We start from the raw sequence: 17628 nt of genomic DNA, 5'->3' as shown, positions 1-17628 counted from the left end.
AGGCGTGGTTAACCTGAACGCGCACCCTCTTGGTCTATACCAAGAACTCATCCGAAAGGCGCGGCCGATGTCCTCCAGCAAGCACAGCAGCGAGTTGCGTCGGCTCGCGCTCTCCGTTCTGCAGCCGGGCTTCGTGGGCACCGAGGCCCCCGACTGGATCCTGCGCGACATCGGCGACGGACTGGCCTCCGTCGTGCTCTTCTCCCGCAACATCGTCTCCACCGAGCAGGTGGCCCGGCTGACCGCACGACTGCGCGCCGAGAACCCGGACCTGATCGTCGCGATCGACGAGGAGGCGGGCGACGTCACCCGCATCGAGTCCGCCACCGGCTCGTCCCGGCCGGGCAACCTCGCGCTCGGCACCGTCGACGACACCGGGCTGACCGAGGCCGTCGCCGCCGACCTCGGCCGGCAGCTGCGCACCGCCGGAGTGAGCCTCGACTACGCGCCGAGCGCCGACGTCAACTCCAACCCGGACAACCCGATCATCGGCGTGCGCTCCTTCGGCTCGGACCCCGACGTGGTCGCGCGGCACACCACCGCCTGGATCCGCGGGCTCCAGTCCTCCGGCGTCGCCGCCTGCGCCAAGCACTTCCCCGGCCACGGGGACGTCGCCGTCGACTCCCACCACGACCTGCCCTCCTACCCGGCCGGGCGGGACGAGATCGCCGCCCAGGCACTGCCCCCGTTCCGGGCCGCCGTCGCGGCCGGGGTGCGCGCGGTCATGAGCGGCCACCTGCTGGTGCCGGCCTACGACCCTGACCTGCCGGCCACGCTGAGCCGGCCCATCCTGCAGGGCCTGCTCCGCGAGGAGTTGGGCTTCGACGGCCTGATCGTCAGCGACGCGATCGAGATGGGCGCCGTCACCCGCCGGTACGGCATCGACGGGGCCACGGTGAAGGCGGTGGCCGCCGGGGTGGACGCCGTCTGCGTGGGCGGCGAGAGCGCCGAGGAGGCCACCGTCGCCCTGCTGGTCAAGGCCCTGGTCGCCGCGGTGGAGGGCGGGGAGCTGCCGGAGCGGCGGCTGGCCGAGGCGGCGGGCCGGGTACGGGAGTTCGCCCACTGGTCGGCCGGGCTCCGGGCGGCCGGGGGCGGTGGGGAGCCGGCCGGGGACGGCATCGGTCACGCCGCCGCGCGTCGCGCCGTGCGGGTCACCGGTGCCGCCCGGGCCGCCCTGCCGCTGACCACCGCGCCGCACGTCGTCGAGCTGGCCCCGGTCACCAACATGGCCATCGGCAAGGAGACCCCGTGGGGCGTGGCCGACCCGCTGCGGGAGCGGCTGCCCGGCACGACCTCCGTGCGGGTGCGCGCGCGGGAACTGGAGGAGGGGACGGTGGCGCTGGAGCAGTGCGCCCTCGAACCGGCCGCGGGGCGCCCGCTGGTGATCGTCGCCCGCGACGCCGCCCGGCACCCCTGGATGCACCGTGCCGTGACCGGTCTGACCACCGCGCGCCCGGACGCGATCGTGGTGGAGATGGGCCTGCCCGGCGCCACCGCCTCCGCCACGGCCCAGATCTTCACCCACGGCGCGAGCGCCGCCTCCGGGACGGCGGCGGCGGAGATCCTGGCCGGCACGGACTGACGCCCGGACCGCGCGGGGCGCGGTTCCCCAAAGCCTGTTGAAGTACCGGACGTTGCCACTTAGAGTTCAATGGTCCAGACCAAAGGGTGAGCAGGGCGGCCGCATCCGTGTGGCCGTCGGCTTCGCCGTGCACGGGGGACGGGGGAATCGATCGTGAGGACGCGGGACTTACGCGTCGGGGCGACAGGACGGGTGATCGTCCTGGACTTCGACGGGGTACTGCTCGACACGGAACGCACCGGTATCGACGTCTGGCGCCAACTGCTGCGCGAGGCCTCGCTCGAGCCGCGCGGCACACTGAGCGTCCGTCCCGACGGCACGCTCGACCGGGACACTCTGCGCCGCGGCCTGACCGGCACGCTGGGCCTGCGGCGCACCACGGCCCTGTGGGCCGAGTTCGAACGGCGCAACCGCGCCCGGGCCGACCTCCTCGAAGCGCGGGCCGGGGTCCGGCCCTTCCTCGCCCACTGCCGGGAGCGGGGGCACCGCCTCACGGTCGCCTCCGGCAACTGCCGGGACTGGGTGGAGGGCCATCTCGGGAGGCTGGGCATCCGGTCCGCCTTCCACTCCGTGCACTGCGCGGGCCCCGGCGTACGGACCAAGCCCGCCCCCGACACCTACCTCGGCGCACTGCGCGCCTGCGCCCCCGCGGAACCGGCCGCCGGACCCCTCGCCGTCGAGGACTCCTACGCCGGCCTGGCCGCCGCCGACGCCGCGGGACTGCCCGCCGTCTGGCTCACCGACGCGCCCCGCTCGACCGTCCCTCCGGGGCCCGTCGCCCGGCGCGTGCGCGCCCTGGACGAACTCATCGACTGCCTCTGACCCGGACGGACCGTCCGCCGAGTACCGAACCGCACCACCGACCTCCGGCCGGGGACCGCGACCGGGCCGCTCCCCGGCCCGTGACGCCGTCACCGCCGTCGAACCGCGCTCTCACCCCACCAGGAGACTGCGATTTCCGTGCTGCTCGCCTCACCCATGCGTGAACTGGACCGCCTCGTGGCCGGTTCCGACCCCCTCGACGCCGCCCGCGACGCGCCGCGGCTGCCCGCCCTCAACAGAGCCGGGGACGTCACCGGCCTCGACCGCCTCGCCCGCACCTGGAACGACCGGGTCGCGGCGAACGTCCGCGACACCGTCACCGCCGGAGCCGCCCTGCGCGACCTCGGCTTCGCCCTCGCCTCGCTCGAACGCCACGGAGTCGACCTCCGCAGCGTGCCCGGCGCGGAGGAGAACCTGCTGCGGCTGGGCGCCCGCACCGGGGAGGTGCCGCGCGACAGCGTCTACACCTACGCCCTGCGCAACCCCGAGAACGCCGTGCGCTCCTTCACCGAACTGCCCGAGGAGGCCCTGTTCATCCGGGAGGTGCGCACCGCGGGAGTCGCCCTGCGTCCCGCCGTCGACGCGCTGCTCGACGCGCTCGCGCTGACCGCGGACGACCCCGTGGTGGCGGAGCTGCTGGCCGAGGCCACCCGGGGGTTCACCGTCTTCGCCCAGTCGCTGCTGGCGGTGAAACGGGCCATCACCCCGCAGACGTTCTCGGGCGAACTGCGCCCCTACTTCCCGCCCATGACCGTCGGCGGCCAGGTGCTCTACGCGCCGGGCGGGGCCCAGATGACGCCGCTGCTCGTCGACATCCTGCTGATCCGGCCGGAGCCCGGCGACCCCCGGGAGGAGTGGTACGAGGGGTACCTGCGCGAGAACCTGCCCTACCTGCCCGCCGCCTACCGCGCGGCGAGCGACCTGGCCCGCCGCCACCGCCCCCTGCTCCCCCGGCTGGTGGACGAGGCCGGACGCTCCACCGCCGGCCCCGCCGCCGCACGCACGCTCGACGGACTGCGGGCGCTCATGCGGGAGCTGCTCCGTTTCCGCCTGCCCCACCTGCAACTCGCCAAGGCCAACATGAACATCCGCCCGGACGGCTCCCTCGGCAGCGGCGGCTACACCACCGACTCCCTCGACCACCTGGCGGAGCTGACCCTCGCCCGGCACCAGCTCCTGTCCGGCGCCTCGGCCGGCGCGACCCCGGAGAAGTGACCCCCATGGCCTCCACCCCACCCGCGGCCCCCGTGTTCGCGCCCTTCACCCCCGGAACCGTCCACCATCCCCTCGCCGCGCCCCCGGGCCCGGTGCGCCCGGCCGCCGACGAGGTGCGCGTGCGCTACCCCACCCGGCTGAACGCCATGGCCCTGCAACCCGGGGCGATCGCGGGCGACAACCACCTGATCTACGACGCCGGAGAGGTCGTCTTCTCCGTCGCCCGCCACCACCACGTCCACGTGCGCCGCCGGGAACCGGGGGCCGGGCTGCTCCTGGACCCCGGCGTGCGCAGGCCCGAACTGGTCACACACGCGGCCCTCATCATGTGTGCGGCCCTCGGTGTGGAGCCCGACCTGGCGATCGGCGTCGACAGCGACCCGCTGCCCGTGCACGCCGGGTTCGGCTCCAGCAGCAGCCTCATCGCGGCCGTCGCCGCCACCGTCAACCACCTGTACGGCTGCCCGGTGGACCGTGCCGACCTGCTGCCGTACCTCACCGGCAACCACGGTGAGGAGCACGGCAGCCGGCCCGGTCTGCTCACCCCCGTGCAGTGCATCGGCGGCTCGGCCGCCTCCGGCCTCTACCCGGGCGGGGTGCAGGTCGTGGCCGGACGGAGCACCGTCGTGCTGTCCGCTCCCGTGCCCGATCACCTGTCCCTGGTCATCGGAGTCCCGCGGGCCCTGGAGGAGCGCCCCACCGACGAGCTGATGGCCGCCGAGGTCGCCCACTTCGACCGGTTCCGGGCCACCGGCGAACGCTGGTCGCCCACCATCGCGTTCCGGATGCTGCACGAGGCCATGCCCGCCGCCCTGCGCGGCGACCTGGCCCCGCTCGGCTCGCTGGTCTTCGACTACCGGTTCCGGATGGGCAGCATCGAGAACTGCTCCTTCTCGCACCCCGGCCTGACCGCACTGGCCGGCGAGGTGGAGTCGCTGTGGCACGAGAAGGCGGCGACGGTGCTCGCCCTGTCGTCCGTCGGCCCGGCCTTCTTCGCCCTCACCGACGACCCGGACCGCTGCGCCGGCCGCTTCGCGGAGCTGGACATGGACGTCGTCCACGCCCGACCGCACAACGGCACCTACGAGGAGACGGAGTCAGTGCGATGACCACCGACGCGAGGACGGCCGCCGACCGGGCCGCCGCCTACTGGAACGCCCCGGACACCGTCGCGGAGTTCCGCTCCCTGCACGCCCGGCCCTACCTCACCGACCTGCTCCGCCGCGTCCCCGTCGACGGTCCGGCCCTCGACCTGGGCTGCGGCGGCGGCCGGGGCACCGTGGCCCTGCTGGAGCGGGGATTCGACGTCCTCGCCGTGGACCTGCACGACGGCATGGTCGAGGCGACCCGCGCCCGGACCGCCGGGTACCCGTCCGGGCGGGTCACGGTGCGGCAGGGCGCCGCCCACGCGATCCCGGCCGACGACGGCATCTTCGCCCTGGTGGTCTGCTACGGCGTCCTGCACAACGCCGTCGACCGGGTCCAGTGGGGGACGGCCGTCCGCGAGATCCGCCGGGTCCTGCGGCCGGGCGGGCGGCTCGCGCTGAACACCTTCACCTCCCAGACCCTGGACCCGCGGCTGCGCGCGGGCTCCGGAGACGGCCGGTACCTGCTGCCCGACGACGTGCCCATGACCCTGCTGTCCGACGCCGCGATCCTCGACGCGTTCGCCGGGGCCGGGTTGCGTCCCGAGGGCGGGACGCACAGCTACGTCCGCGACCTCGACGTCGGGCCGCGCGCGGTGCTGCGCTGCGTGCTGCGCAGGGAGGAGGACTGACGTGGCCGACCTGGAGGACGGTTCGACCGAGACCGACGCCTTCCCGGACGTCCCGCTGCCGGGCCCCGAGCTGGCGCGGGTGCTGGACGCGCGCCTGGCCGAGGTGCCCGGCTGGCACGCCCCCGACGACCCGGTGCGGCTGGGGTTCGCCATGACGGCGCCGCACGCCCTGGCACTGGACGCGTTCGGGCGCTTCGCCGAGCGCAATCCCAACAACGTGGGCGTCCACACCCGCTTCGGCGACGGCGTCCGCGGTACCCGGCGGCTGGAGCGGGAGGCGGTCCTGGCACTCGCCGGCCTGCTGCACGCCGACGCCGCCGACGGCTACCTCACCGGCGGCGCCAACGAGGGCACCCTCGCCGGTCTGCGCGTCGGCCGCAACGCCCTGCGCGCGGCGGGCGCCGGACGGGTCGTCGTCCTCGCGTCGGCGCTCACCCACCACTCGGTGGCCAAGGCGGCCGAGATCCTCGACCTGGAACTGCGGCTGTGCCCGGCCGGCCCCTCCTGGCTGCTGGAGGCCGGGGCCGTGGACGCCGCGCTGGACGCCCTCGCCGCGGAGACCGGCGCGGACGCCCGCACCGGTGTCGTCGTCGTGTCCACCGCCGGGTACTACAACACCGGCCTGGTCGACCCGGTGGACGCCATCGCGGGCGTACTGGCCGGGCGGGCGGCGGGCGGCGGCAACCTGAGCGTCTTCCACCACGTCGACGCGGCGCACGGCGGCATGATCCTGCCGTTCACCGCACCCGAGGTGCCCTTCGACTTCCGCAGTCCGTACGTCCACTCGATCGTGCTCGACCCGCACAAGTCCGGGCTGATGCCGTACAGCTGCGGGGTCTTCCTGTGCCGCAAGGGCCTGCTGGGCCACGGTGCGGTGCCGGCGCCGATGTCGGGCTTCGTCGACGAGACGATCAGTGGTTCGCGTTCCGGCGCGATGGCCGCGGCCCTGTGGTCGCTGGTCTTCGGGCTGGCCGCGGACGGCTACCGGGAGGTGTTCCGGGACTGTCTGCGCGTGCGCGACCGGCTGGCCGACGCGATCCGCGCCGCCGACCCGGACGCCGTGGTCCTGCCCTCCCCCGGCAACACGGTGGTCGTCGCCGGTTTCTCCCACGGCGACGGCAGACTGCCCGCCGAACTGGCCGAACGCTACCGGCTGGTGGGCAACACGCTGCCGTGGACGGCCCCGGACGGCTCGACCGGGGACCGGCTGTTCCACCACTTCTACGCCATGCCGCACCTGACCCCGGCCCAGGTGGACGGCTTCGCCGCCGCGCTCGCCGGCTCGCTCGCCGACGCCGCGCGCACCCCCCGGCGGGACGCCCCGGCCGCCCCCGCGGCCCCCGCGGCCGAGCTGCGGGACCTGCGGCGCAGCAGTGTCTGCCTGCGGCACCTGGTGGTTCATCCGCCGGGCCGCCGCGACCCGGACGACCATCCGCACGCCTACTCCTTCCACACCTTCCAGGACCGGGCCGGGCTCGGCGAGCAGCTGGCCGCCCGCCCGTGGACCGGCGACGACGGCAGCCCCACGGGTCTGTACGTCTACGCGCCCGACCTGGAGGCGCCGTTCGCGAACGAGTTGTTCGGCGTGACCGATCCCGGGCGGTACTCGCTGGAGGTGCTCGACCGCAACCAGCAGAAGCTCTCGCTGGTCGGCGCCGCCCACTTCGCCGTCTTCGGTCCGGAGCCCCGTACCCCGGACCGGCCGGTCGTCCTCGCCAACTTCCACGCGGACGGCACCCTGCGGTCCGTGGAGTACAAGTACGGCGACCGCCGGTACAACGACGAGGTCCAGGTCTTCGCCGACCACGTCGTGGTGAAGATCGGCAAGGACGCGCGCAGTGTGCGCCGCGACGGGGACGACTACTCCTTCTCCCTGGACACCTCGCTGGAGTTGAGGCTGCGGCTGACGGACGACGACGCGGTCCCCCGGATCACCCGCGTGGCCCGGCACGCCGACCCCGCGCTGCCGCGCCGTCGCCATCTGCTGCGCGGGCAGTACCGCCGGTTCCCCAACCGCTTCTTCGACACGGTCGTCGACATGACCGCGGGCCGGCGGCACGAGGCGCGGTGGCCGGCCGCGGGGCCCGTCCCGTCCGGCTCGGAGGGGCCGTTGCTCGCCCGATCCGCGCTGCTGGACCTGGTGCGCGTGACGCCGTCGGTCTCCGGCGGTGCCCTGAGCGTGCGGCTCACCGCGGTCGGCGGGCCGGGCACCGCCGCCTTCACGGTGCCGCTCGGCCTGGGCGCGCGGCTGCCCGGCCTGCTGCCGGGCATCGCGGTGGGCGAACCGGAGACGCTCGACCCGGCCGAGGTGGTGGCGTGGGCCGCGCGCCTGCATCCGCGGCTCGGCCCGCTGCGGGAGGCGGCCCTCGCCCGGGGCGGGCAGCGGCGCCTGTCCGTGCCGGACGAGGTGGCCGGCCGGACGGAGCGGACATGACCGTGGCCGCTCTCGCCGTGCTGTGGGGCGTGCTGCTGTGGGGGCGCTGCTGAGCGTCCGCGCGGCCGTCGCGGCCCGCGCCCTGGACCGGCGGCGGCGACCGGCCCCGCCGCCGCGGGCCGCACCGCACGTCGTGCTGCTGGTACCGGCCCTGCGCGAACAGGAGTTGCTCGGCGAGGTGGTGCGGGCCGCGGCGGGACTGCCGTATCCCCGGGCCTGTTGCACGTGGTCGTCGTCACCACGGAACGCGAGGAGCGGGAGCGGCGGGCGGTGCTGGACCGGGCGGCCGCCCTCGCCGCGGACCTCGTCGCGAGCGGGGCGCGGGACGCGGCGGCCCGGCTGGCCGGGGTGGTGCCCTCCGGCCTGGCGGCCGAGGCCGCGCGCCGCACCCGTGCCTCCGCCGACCCGGCGGGCACCCTGCGTGCCGAACTCGACGCCGTCCCCACCACCCGCGAGGTCGCCTCGGCGCTGCTGCCCGAGGTCGCGGCGGAGCATCCCGGGGTGGGCCTGCACCACCTGCACTACCCGGACGAGGGCGCCAAGAGCAGCCAGCTCGTGCACGCGGTGGAACGGCTCGCGGACCTGCTGCCGCCGGACGCCACCCCCTCGTTCACCTACGTCGGGCTGTACGACGCCGACGCGCAGCCCGATCTGGACACCCTGACGCATCTGGCCGCCGCCGTGTCCCCGGACGGCGGCGGCCCCGCGCCCGACCTGGTCCAGCAGCTTCCGCTCCAGCTGCGGCGCCCGCACGCGGCACGCCCCGGCGCCGCGGACGTCCTGCTGCGGGCCCACGCCCTGGCCGACCTGCGCCGCCGGGCGGGTGTCGAGGCGCACCGCATCCTGGCCCGGCGCCGCCTGCGGGCCGCGCGGCTGCCGGCGCGCGTGACGGCCGTGGCCGAACCGGTGGTGTACGGGATCGGCTCCGGCCTGTTCGTGCGGCACGACACCCTGGTGGCCATCGGCATGTACGAGGAGCCCGTCGACGATCTGCTCGTCGGCTACAAACTCTCCTCGGCGGGCGCGGTGATGGAGGTGCTTCCCGTGTTCAACCTGGTCGACCGGTACTCCGGGACGGCGGCGCTCGGCAAGGCGTACGCGCTGGTGGCGCACGGTTCGCTCGCCGGGTGCCGACGGCTGCTGACCGATCCGGTGCTGCGCGCGTTCCGGCTCCGCAACACCGTGGTGCTGGTCAAGGAGGGCCTGGACACCCTGTGGTGGTTCGCCGGCCCGGCGGTGGTACTGGCCGCGGCGGGCACGCTGGTCGTGCGCGGCGCCCACGGCCCGCTACTGGCCTGGGCCGCGGCGGCGTGCGCCTACACGGTGCTGCACGCCTGGTGGTGCGTGCGGCGGGCCCGGCACTGGCTGGCCGGGCACCGCGGCGCCGACGCCCGCGCCGAACCCCCGACGGCCCCTCGCCCTTCGTCCTCGGCCTGGCGTTCCTGTGCCAGCCGCTGCTGCACTGGGCGGGCCCGGTCCGGCACGTGGCCCGTCTGCTGCGCGGCGGGCCGCTGGTGCTCGGCAAGACGGAGCGGTGACCGCCACGTCCCCTCCGGCCGCGGCCCCGCCCCGCACCCGTCCCCCTGCTCCCCCGTACCCCCCACACCCCCATGCCCCTCGTTCCCCGAGGCCCCGCGAGAAAGACCCGAGGATGACACCGCACCGTTCCGACGTCCGTCTGTCCACCGTGATCATGGCCCACCCCCGGCGACGGGCCGCGGCCGAGGCGCTGGGGCGGGCGCATCCCGCCCTCGCCGCACGGGTCGTCACCGACCCGGAGCCGCAGGGACCGCCGTCGGCGCTGCGTACCGCGCGCCTGGCCTGGCGCTCGGTACCCGCCGACGCCACGCACCATCTGGTGCTCCAGGACGACGCCGTGCTCTCCCCGCACTTCGCCGACACCGTCGCCGCGCTGGCCGCCGCCCGTCCGGGGGACTCCGTGAGCCTGTTCACCGAGTGGGGTTCACGCACCGCCAACGCGGTCCGTGCCGCGGCCCTGCTCGGCCACGCCTGGGCCCCCGTGGTGGACGACTACCTGCCGTCCGTCGCGCTGGTGCTGCCCGCGGAACTGGCCCGGGGCTTCGAGGAGTACGCCACCGCGAAGGCCGCGCCCGACGCGACCGACGACGTCACTCTGCTCGACTACCTGCACGACGTCGACCGGGTCGTTCCGGTGGCCGGCCCGGTCGACCACGCCAACCCGCCGAGCCTGGTCGGCAACGACGTGATGGGGCCGCGCAGCGCCGCCTGCCTCGCCACCACCGGCGACCCCGCGGGTTCCGTCCTGCCCGCGATGCGCGCCGTGCCGTACTTCTGCTGGTGGGAGCAGCTGGCCGTGGTCTACCTGCGCGACCCGGCGAGTCCGGACGGCTGGCGCCGGGTGCCGGCCGAGGAGGCGCTGGAGGCGCGGGGCATCGCACGGGAGCGGGTCGTGGCGTCGCTGCGCACGGCGCTGGAGAGCGTCCCGCACCGGGAGTCGATCCACGACCGGGTCAGCGACGTGCTGCTCGCCGAGGTGTGGACCACCGCGTACGCCCTGGGCGTGGTGACCCGGGACCTCGGCGGCTTCCCGGACCTCGGGCGTCCGGCGGTCCGGGAGGCGCTGGCCACGCTGGCGCCGGGGGCGCTGCGCCGGGTCGTCCCGGTGCGGTGGCTGCCCCGGGTGGGCGAGCTGCTGTACCCGCTGGTGACGGCGGCCGTGCTGCGGGGCGCCGCGGACGCGGAGGCGGCGGGGAGCGGCTCGTGAGTACTCCGGGGCACGCGCCGCCCGTCATCGACGTGGCAGGTGTCACCAAGACCTTCCGCACCTGGGACCGGGCCGAGGCGTGGAGCGTCCGCCGGCCGTTGCGGCGGCGGCGGGCCGGCCGCGCGGTCGCCCTGAGCGACGTGGGGCTGCGCATCGGGCAGGGCGAGTTCGTCGGGCTGCTGGGGCAGAACGGCGCCGGCAAGTCGACGCTGATCAAGCTGATGACGGGCCTGCTGCTCCCGGAGGCGGGCACCGTCCGCGTGTGCGGTCTCGACCCGTACGCCGACCGGGAGGCCAACGCCCGGAACATGGGCGTCACCTTCGGGCAGCGCACCCAGCTGTGGTGGGACCTCCCCGCCCGGGACTCGTTCTCCGTCCTGCGCGACATCCACGGGCTGCCGCAGGACGCCTGGCGCCGTGCGCTGGCCGAACTCGACGACGTCCTCTCGCTGTCGGACTTCTGGGACACCCCGGTGCGGTTCCTGTCGCTCGGTCAGCGGGTGCGGTGCGATCTGGCCGCCGCGCTGCTGCACCGGCCCCGGGTGCTCTTCCTGGACGAGCCCACCATCGGGCTGGACGTGCTGGTGAAGGACCAGGTGCGGGAGCTGCTGTCGCGGCTGGCCGCCACCGGGGACCACTGCGTGGTGCTGACGACGCACGACATGGCGGAAGTGGAGGCGCTGTGCGGCCGCATCGTCGTCATCGACCGCGGCCGGGTCGTCCACGACGGCCCCCGCGACCGGCTGTCCGTCGCCGGGACGGAGTCCGCGTTCCTGGTCGAGTTCGAGACGCCGCCGCCGCACCTGGACCTGCTGACGGCCGAGGTCGTCTCCGTGGAGGGGCCGAGCGTGCGGGTCAGGCCGCTGCCGGGTGCGGACCGGGCCCGGGTGACCGCCGAACTGCTCGCCGTCCATCCGGTCCGCTCGGTCCGGTACGAGGGGGCGACCGCGGAGGACGTCCTGCGGGCCCTGCACGCGGGCGCACGGCAGCAGCGGGCCGCGGTACCGGGGGCCGGCGGATGAGCGTCCTGGACCGGCCCGGTCCGGCGGCGCGACCCACCTCGCGCGCCCACCGGCTCGTCCTCCTGGTCCCGCGCACCGAGTGGGCCTACCGCCCGCGGCTGGCGGCGACCGCCTTCGTGATCGTCACCCAGGTCTTCCTGTACGTCCTGCTGTGGCGGGCGCTGTACCGCGAGAGCGGCGGCGAGGTGGTCGGCCTGGACGTGGACCAGGCCATCACCTACTCGGTGCTGGCCACGCTGATGGGCACCGGCCGGGTGATCATGGAGGGTGCCTCGCAGGAGACCGCGCAGAGCAAGATCCGCGACGGTTCGGTGGTGTTCTGGTTCGTCCGCCCGCTCTCCGCCCGCCGCTACTGCGCCTGGCGCGGTCTCGGGGAGAGCCTGTACGCCACGGCCTGGCTGCTCGTCGGCCTGGCCGTGGGGGTGGTGTGCGGCCTGGTCGCGGTGCCGCCGTCCGCGGCCGCCGCCTCGGTGACCGTCCTCGCCTACGGACTGGGCCAGGTCGTCTTCTACCAGATCGGCCTGCTGGTCGATCTGACCAGCTTCTGGACCATCACGAGCTTCGGTGTGAACCGGCTGGTGGCCTTCGCCCAGTTGCTGCTGTCGGGCGGGCTGGTCCCGCTGTGGTTCTTCCCCGACGGGTTCCGGGCCGTCGCCGCACACCTGCCCTTCGCGGCGACCATCAACGTGCCCGTCTCCCTGTACACCGGGCGGATCGGCGTGGCGGACTGCTGGCCGTACCTGGCCGAACAGGCCCTGTGGTGCGTGCTGCTGGCCGGGCTGAGCCGCGTGATGTGGCGGCGTGCCGCCCGCCGACTGCTCGTCCTGGGAGGGTGACGCCGATGACCTCCGACACCGCCGCACCGCCGTCCGCGGCGCACCGGGTGGGCCGGCTGCGGCTGGCCGCCGTGATCATGCGGGCCGGTCTGCGCAGCCAACTCGCCAACCGCGCGGACTTCGCGATGGCCGTCGCCAACGGGGTGACCTTCCAGATCACGGTGCTGCTCTTCGCAGCGGTGATTTTCAGCCGGTTCCCGTCCCTGGCGGGCTGGGACCTCGGCGAGATCCTCCTGATCAGCAGCATCCGGATGCTGGGGCACGGCCTGTACATGCTGTTCTTCGGCAATCTCGGACTGATCCCGCACCTGCTGCGGGAGGGCCGCTTCGAGGCCTTCCGCACCCGGCCGGCACCGGTGCTGCTCCAGGTCTTCACCTACGAGGCGCCCATCAACGCGCTGGGCGACCTGGTGGTGGCCGGCGCCTCGCTCGGCGTCTGCCTGTCCCTGCTGGACGTCGCGTGGTCGCCCGCCGCGCTGGGTTTCCTGGCCGTGGCGGTCGTCGCCGCCACCGTGATCGAACTCGGGCTCAACCTGCACATCGCCGGTCTGGTGCTGAGGTTCCGGGGCAGCGAGTCCCTGTTCTTCTGGTTGGACAACACGGCGGGCAACTTCGGCAACTACCCGCTGAGCGTGTTCCCGGTGGCGCTCCAGGGCGCGTTCACCTTCGGGGTGCCGATCGCGTTCGCCGGGTACTACCCGGCGGCGTGGCTGACGGGCCACGCCGACACGGTCCCGGTCTCCCCCGTCCTGGTGTACCTGTCGCCGCTGGTCGCCGTGGTGGTGCTGCTGTCCGGGCTGGCGCTGTGGCGCGGGTGTCTGGCCTGGTACGCCCGCAACGGCTGAGGGATCAGCGCGCGGTCTGCGTGTGGACGTACTCCACGAGGCGGGTCAGCGCGTCCGGGTCGGTGGTCGGCAGGACGCCGTGGCCGAGGTTGAAGACGTGGCCCTCCAGGCCCGCCGCCGCGTCCAGGATCTCGCGGGTCTTGGTCTCGACCGCCTCGCGCCCGGCGAAGAGGACGGCCGGGTCCAGGTTGCCCTGGAGCGCCTTGCCGGGGCCGACGCGGCGGGCGGCCTCGTCCAGCGGGACGCGCCAGTCGACGCCGACGACGTCCGCGCCGGCCTCGCCGAGCAGGCCGAGCAGTTCACCGGTGCCGACGCCGAAGTGGATGCGCGGCACGCCGTACCCGGAGACGGCGTCGAAGACCTTGCGGGAGGCGGGCAGCACCGAGCGGCGGTAGTCCGCGGGCGACAGCGCGCCGACCCAGGAGTCGAAGAGCTGGACGGCGCTCGCGCCCGCCTCGATCTGCACCTGGAGGAAGGCGGCCGTGATGCCGGCGAGCCGGTCCAGGAGGTCGGCCCACAGCTGCGGATCGCCGTACATGAGGGCCTTGGTGTGCTCGTGGTTGCGGGACGGGCCGCCCTCCACGAGGTAGCTCGCGAGGGTGAACGGCGCCCCCGCAAAGCCGATCAGCGGGGTGGCGCCCAGCTCGCGGGTGAGCAGGCCGAACGCCTCGGTGACGTAGGTGACGTCCTCGGGGGTGAGGTCGCGCAGCCGCGCCAGGTCCGCGCGGGTGCGGATCGGTTCGGCGATGACCGGGCCGACGCCCGGCTTGATGTCGAGGTCGATGCCGATGGCCTTGAGCGGGACCACGATGTCGCTGAAGTAGATCGCCGCGTCCACCCCGTGCCGGCGCACCGGCTGGAGGGTGATCTCGGCGACCAGTTCCGGCCGCATGCAGGACTCGAGCATCGGGATGCCCTCGCGCGCCTTCAGGTACTCCGGCAGGGAGCGCCCGGCCTGCCGCATGAACCACACGGGGGTGTGCGGCACCGGCTCACGCCTGCACGCCCTCAGGAACGCGGAGTCGTACGTGGCGGTCGGCTGCTGGCCCGCGGGGCTCTGGTTGGCACTCACACCGGCAAGTCTCGCATGTCCCCGGGACGGCTCCGGGCCTCGGGTGGGGCGGCTCCCGCGCGCCCCCGCGGGACCGCGTGATCCGGACATCGCGCCCGCACGCGGGTGTCCCTCCCTGCGCCGAGCCGCCGTTCCGCTTAATGTTCCCCGCATGGCTGCGGCTCAGGGACGACTGTCGGACGGCGCTGGCGGAATGGACGAGGCGAAGGGGACCGAGGAAGAGGCCCGGCACAGGGGGAGTACGGCACCGCCGGCCTTCACGGCCGCCGTCGAGGCACTGCGGGCCGCGCGGCTGCGGCCGCAGATCGAGGTGGAGGCGACCCGCGCACCGCAGCGGCTCGCCCCGCACGCGTACGCGCTCGAGGCCGCGGTCGTCGACGGCGACGAGGATCTGGCGGACGGTCGGCTGGTGCTGCTGCACGAGCCGGCCGGGCACGACGCCTGGCACGGGACCTTCCGGCTGGTGACGCTGGTGCGCGCCGAGCTGGAACCGGAGATGGCCGCGGACCCGCTGCTGCCGGACGTGTGCTGGTCCTGGCTGACCGGCGCGCTCCAGGCGCGCGGGCTCACGTACGGCGAGCCCAGCGGCACGGTCACCCGCGCGAGTTCCCACTACTTCGGGGGGCTGTCGGCCCGCCCGGCCGCCTCGCAGATCGAGATCCGCGCGTCCTGGACGCCGCGCGAGGGCCTCGGCGGCGTCCCGGACACCGCGGCGCACCTGTCCTCGTGGTGCGATCTGCTGGCGCAGGTCGCGGGCCTGCCGCCGGCCGCGCCGGGCGACGCGTCGATCGTCACGCTGCCGCAGCGTCGCGGCCCGCAGTCGCGCTGATCCCACCCGTTTCCCTTCACGGCTCCGACCGGGGTGTCCGCATGCCCGGAGCAGGTTCCGTCACTTTGTCGACACGGCCACTTTCGGGCTCGTATCGACAAAGTGCGAAACCGTTCGATCTTCGAATGATCGACAGCGTGTCCGAATTGCTCGGATTGTTACTCACCAGATCGTGATCATTCTCTAAAGGCGGACGCGTTCGGTGCCGAAGACGACTGTGACCTTGAAAGCACGGTTCATCCCGGCTTCGCCCCCATGAGCCGGCCCCGTCCCCGCACCCCAGGAGGCCTGGTGTCCGTTCTCCTCGAGCAGCCTGCAAGCCTGGTCGCCTACCGCCCGAACAAGCCGACCGCCATGGTCGTCGTGGCCGATCAGCGCGTCCGTTCCACCGTCACCCGCCACCTGTGGGCGCTCGGTGTGCGCGACGTCATCGAGGCCTCGTCCGTCGCGGAGGCTCGTCCCCGCATCGGCAACCCCCGCGACATCTGCGTCGCGGAAGTACACCTCCCCGACGGCTCCGGCCTGACCCTGCTGTCGGAGACCCGCGCCGCGGGCTGGCCCAACGGGCTCGCCCTGTCCGCCGCCGACGACATCGGCGCCGTACGCAACGCCCTCGCCGGCGGTGTGAAGGGCTACGTCGTCACCGGCACCCGCACCAACGTCGGGCTCCCCACCCGGCCGGGCGCCGCCCCCATCGGCGCCGCCGCCGCCCGTCTGCACCGCCGCCCCCCGGGCGCCCCGAGCCACCCGGGCGGCTACCGCGAGCTCTCCGGCCGCGAGGTGGAGGTGCTGCGGCTGGTCGCGGAAGGCCAGTCGAACAAGGCGATCGGCGTCTCGATGGGCCTGTCCGCCCTGACCGTCAAGAGCCATCTCGCCCGCATCGCCCGCAAGCTCGGCACGGGCGACCGCGCCGGGATGGTCGCGGTGGCCCTGCGCACGGGCATCATCCACTGACACCGACCGCCCCCGCTCTCCACTCCCACTCCCCGCTCCCCACCCCTGAACGACGCCCTGTGAAGCCGATCTTTCACTGACCTGACTGGTTTACGACCCCCGGCGCCCGCCGACGGAACGTTCCGTCGGCGGGCGCCGTCGATCCACCGATACCCTTGACAGGTGACCGACGCCCACGAAACCGCAGCAGACCGTCCACTGCGAACCACCGGAGGCGCCCCTCCGGACGACGCCGGATCTTCTGCGGGTCAGGCGCCGATCCCCTTGCTCGAACCACGCGAGGGCGTTCCGCCGGTGATCGCCGACGCGGACGCCCTCGCCGAGGTGACCGCGGCCTTCGCCGCCGGGACCGGCCCCGTCGCCGTGGACGCCGAGCGCGCCTCGGGGTATCGCTACGGCCAGCGCGCGTACTTGGTGCAGCTGCGCCGCGAGGGCGCCGGGACCGCGCTGATCGACCCGGTGGCCTGTCCGGACCTGTCCGGGCTCGGCACGGCGATCGCCGACGCGGAGTGGGTGCTGCACGCCGCCACCCAGGACCTGCCGTGCCTGCGCGAAATAGGGATGGTGCCCACCCGCATCTTCGACACCGAGCTGGCCGGACGGCTCGCCGGGTTCCCGCGCGTCGGCCTCGGCGCGATGGTGGAGAACGTCCTGGGCTTCGTCCTGGAGAAGGGCCACTCGGCCGTCGACTGGTCCACCCGCCCGCTGCCCGAGCCCTGGCTGCGCTACGCCGCGCTCGACGTCGAGCTGCTGGTCGACCTGCGGGACGCCCTGGAGAAGGAGCTGGACCGGCAGGGCAAGCTGGAGTGGGCCCGGCAGGAGTTCCACGCCATCGCCTCGGCGCCGCCGCCCGAGCCGCGCAAGGACCCGTGGCGCCGTACGTCCGGCATGCACAAGGTGCGCCGGCGCCGGCAGCTCGCCGTGGTGCGGGAGCTGTGGCAGACCCGGGACCGGATCGCGCAGCGCCGTGACGTCTCCCCCGGCAAGGTGCTCGGGGACTCGGCGATCGTCGAGGCCGCGCTCGCGCTGCCGCCCAACGCGCACGCCCTGGCCGCGCTGCACGGGTTCGGGCGGGTGAACCGCCGTCAGATCGAGCAGTGGCAGGTCTCGGTCGACCGGGCCAGGGCGCTGTCCGAGTCGCAGTTGCCGCAGCCCGGCCAGCCGGTGACCGGCCCTCCGCCGCCGCGGGCCTGGGCCGACAAGGACCCGGCCGCCGCGGCCCGGCTGGCCGCGGCACGCGCGGCGGTGACGGCGCTGGCCGAGCGGCTGGGCATGCCGCAGGAGAACCTGATCACGCCGGACACCGTGCGCCGGGTCTGCTGGGAGCCGCCCGCGACGGTCGACGCCGAGTCCGTGAGCGCGGCCCTCGCCGGACACGGGGCCCGGCCCTGGCAGGTGGAGCAGGTGACACCGGTACTGGTGGCGGCGCTGCTCCAGGACACGCCGTAGCGCGGGCGGCGGGCGGGTTCCGGTCGCGTCCCGGGACGGGCGGCC

General features: G+C 74.7%; 15 protein-coding genes. 14 read left to right on the top strand and 1 reads right to left on the bottom strand.

Annotated features, from left to right (window positions below; translation table 11 throughout):
• Nucleotides 1-67 precede the first annotated feature (67 nt).
• From BJ961_RS10015 to BJ961_RS09965, 11 genes are all read left to right on the top strand, one after another.
• Entirely contained in the window at nucleotides 68-1582 is a 1515-nt protein-coding gene (locus tag BJ961_RS10015; RefSeq protein WP_271320967.1) for a glycoside hydrolase family 3 protein, read from the top strand.
• 192 nt (nucleotides 1583-1774) lie between these two features.
• A complete protein-coding gene (locus BJ961_RS10010; RefSeq protein WP_271320966.1) occupies nucleotides 1775-2404 on the top strand; it encodes an HAD family hydrolase in 630 nt (209 codons plus the stop codon).
• A 138-nt stretch (nucleotides 2405-2542) separates the two neighbouring features.
• The gene (locus tag BJ961_RS10005; RefSeq protein WP_271320965.1) at nucleotides 2543-3619 is read left to right on the top strand and encodes a monodechloroaminopyrrolnitrin synthase PrnB family protein; all 1077 of its coding nucleotides are present in this window, start codon (nucleotides 2543-2545) and stop codon (nucleotides 3617-3619) included.
• 5 nt (nucleotides 3620-3624) lie between these two features.
• Nucleotides 3625-4728, top strand: a complete 1104-nt coding sequence (locus BJ961_RS10000; protein ID WP_271320964.1) for a GHMP family kinase ATP-binding protein — start codon at nucleotides 3625-3627, stop codon at nucleotides 4726-4728.
• Entirely contained in the window at nucleotides 4725-5396 is a 672-nt protein-coding gene (locus BJ961_RS09995) for a class I SAM-dependent methyltransferase (protein WP_271320963.1), read from the top strand. Before BJ961_RS10000 ends, BJ961_RS09995 begins: the two co-directional genes overlap by 4 nt.
• Nucleotide 5397: 1 nt before the next feature.
• On the top strand, nucleotides 5398-7830 hold the full coding sequence (locus tag BJ961_RS09990) for a pyridoxal-dependent decarboxylase (protein ID WP_271320962.1): 2433 nt from the start codon (nucleotides 5398-5400) through the stop codon (nucleotides 7828-7830).
• Between the two features lie 1337 nt (nucleotides 7831-9167).
• Nucleotides 9168-9368, top strand: a complete 201-nt coding sequence (locus tag BJ961_RS09985) for a hypothetical protein (RefSeq protein ID WP_271320961.1) — start codon at nucleotides 9168-9170, stop codon at nucleotides 9366-9368.
• Between the two features lie 113 nt (nucleotides 9369-9481).
• Nucleotides 9482-10576 carry a hypothetical protein gene (locus BJ961_RS09980; RefSeq protein ID WP_271320960.1) on the top strand — a complete coding sequence of 365 codons (1095 nt, stop codon included), beginning with the start codon at nucleotides 9482-9484 and terminating at the stop codon, nucleotides 10574-10576.
• Nucleotides 10573-11598 carry an ABC transporter ATP-binding protein gene (locus BJ961_RS09975; RefSeq protein WP_271320959.1) on the top strand — a complete coding sequence of 342 codons (1026 nt, stop codon included), beginning with the start codon at nucleotides 10573-10575 and terminating at the stop codon, nucleotides 11596-11598. The genes BJ961_RS09980 and BJ961_RS09975 overlap by 4 nt, the downstream gene beginning before the upstream one ends.
• Nucleotides 11595-12434 carry an ABC transporter permease gene (locus BJ961_RS09970; protein ID WP_271320958.1) on the top strand — a complete coding sequence of 280 codons (840 nt, stop codon included), beginning with the start codon at nucleotides 11595-11597 and terminating at the stop codon, nucleotides 12432-12434. Before BJ961_RS09975 ends, BJ961_RS09970 begins: the two co-directional genes overlap by 4 nt.
• A gap of 5 nt (nucleotides 12435-12439) precedes the next feature.
• Nucleotides 12440-13279 carry an ABC transporter permease gene (locus tag BJ961_RS09965; RefSeq protein WP_271320957.1) on the top strand — a complete coding sequence of 280 codons (840 nt, stop codon included), beginning with the start codon at nucleotides 12440-12442 and terminating at the stop codon, nucleotides 13277-13279.
• A gap of 4 nt (nucleotides 13280-13283) precedes the next feature.
• Here BJ961_RS09965 and hemE read toward each other — a convergent pair whose 3' ends face one another.
• A complete protein-coding gene (gene hemE / locus BJ961_RS09960; protein WP_271320956.1) occupies nucleotides 13284-14351 on the bottom strand; it encodes a uroporphyrinogen decarboxylase in 1068 nt (355 codons plus the stop codon).
• A gap of 151 nt (nucleotides 14352-14502) precedes the next feature.
• Here hemE and BJ961_RS09955 point away from each other — a divergent pair, with 151 nt between their 5' ends.
• The 3 genes from BJ961_RS09955 to BJ961_RS09945 all read left to right on the top strand — a co-directional run bounded on the left by BJ961_RS09955 (nucleotide 14503) and on the right by BJ961_RS09945 (nucleotide 17583).
• Complete coding sequence (locus BJ961_RS09955; protein ID WP_271320955.1) at nucleotides 14503-15180, top strand: DUF3000 domain-containing protein; 678 nt, start codon at nucleotides 14503-14505, stop codon at nucleotides 15178-15180.
• 291 nt (nucleotides 15181-15471) lie between these two features.
• A complete protein-coding gene (locus BJ961_RS09950) occupies nucleotides 15472-16134 on the top strand; it encodes a helix-turn-helix transcriptional regulator (protein ID WP_059298226.1) in 663 nt (220 codons plus the stop codon).
• Between the two features lie 162 nt (nucleotides 16135-16296).
• Nucleotides 16297-17583 carry a ribonuclease D gene (locus BJ961_RS09945; RefSeq protein ID WP_271320954.1) on the top strand — a complete coding sequence of 429 codons (1287 nt, stop codon included), beginning with the start codon at nucleotides 16297-16299 and terminating at the stop codon, nucleotides 17581-17583.
• The last annotated feature ends 45 nt before the right edge of the window (nucleotides 17584-17628 follow it).

The sequence above is a fragment of the Streptomyces lienomycini genome, assembly GCF_027947595.1.
Taxonomy (GTDB): domain Bacteria; phylum Actinomycetota; class Actinomycetes; order Streptomycetales; family Streptomycetaceae; genus Streptomyces; species Streptomyces lienomycini.
Note: the sequence above shows the minus strand (reverse complement) of the source record. Positions and strands in the feature narration are given on the sequence as shown.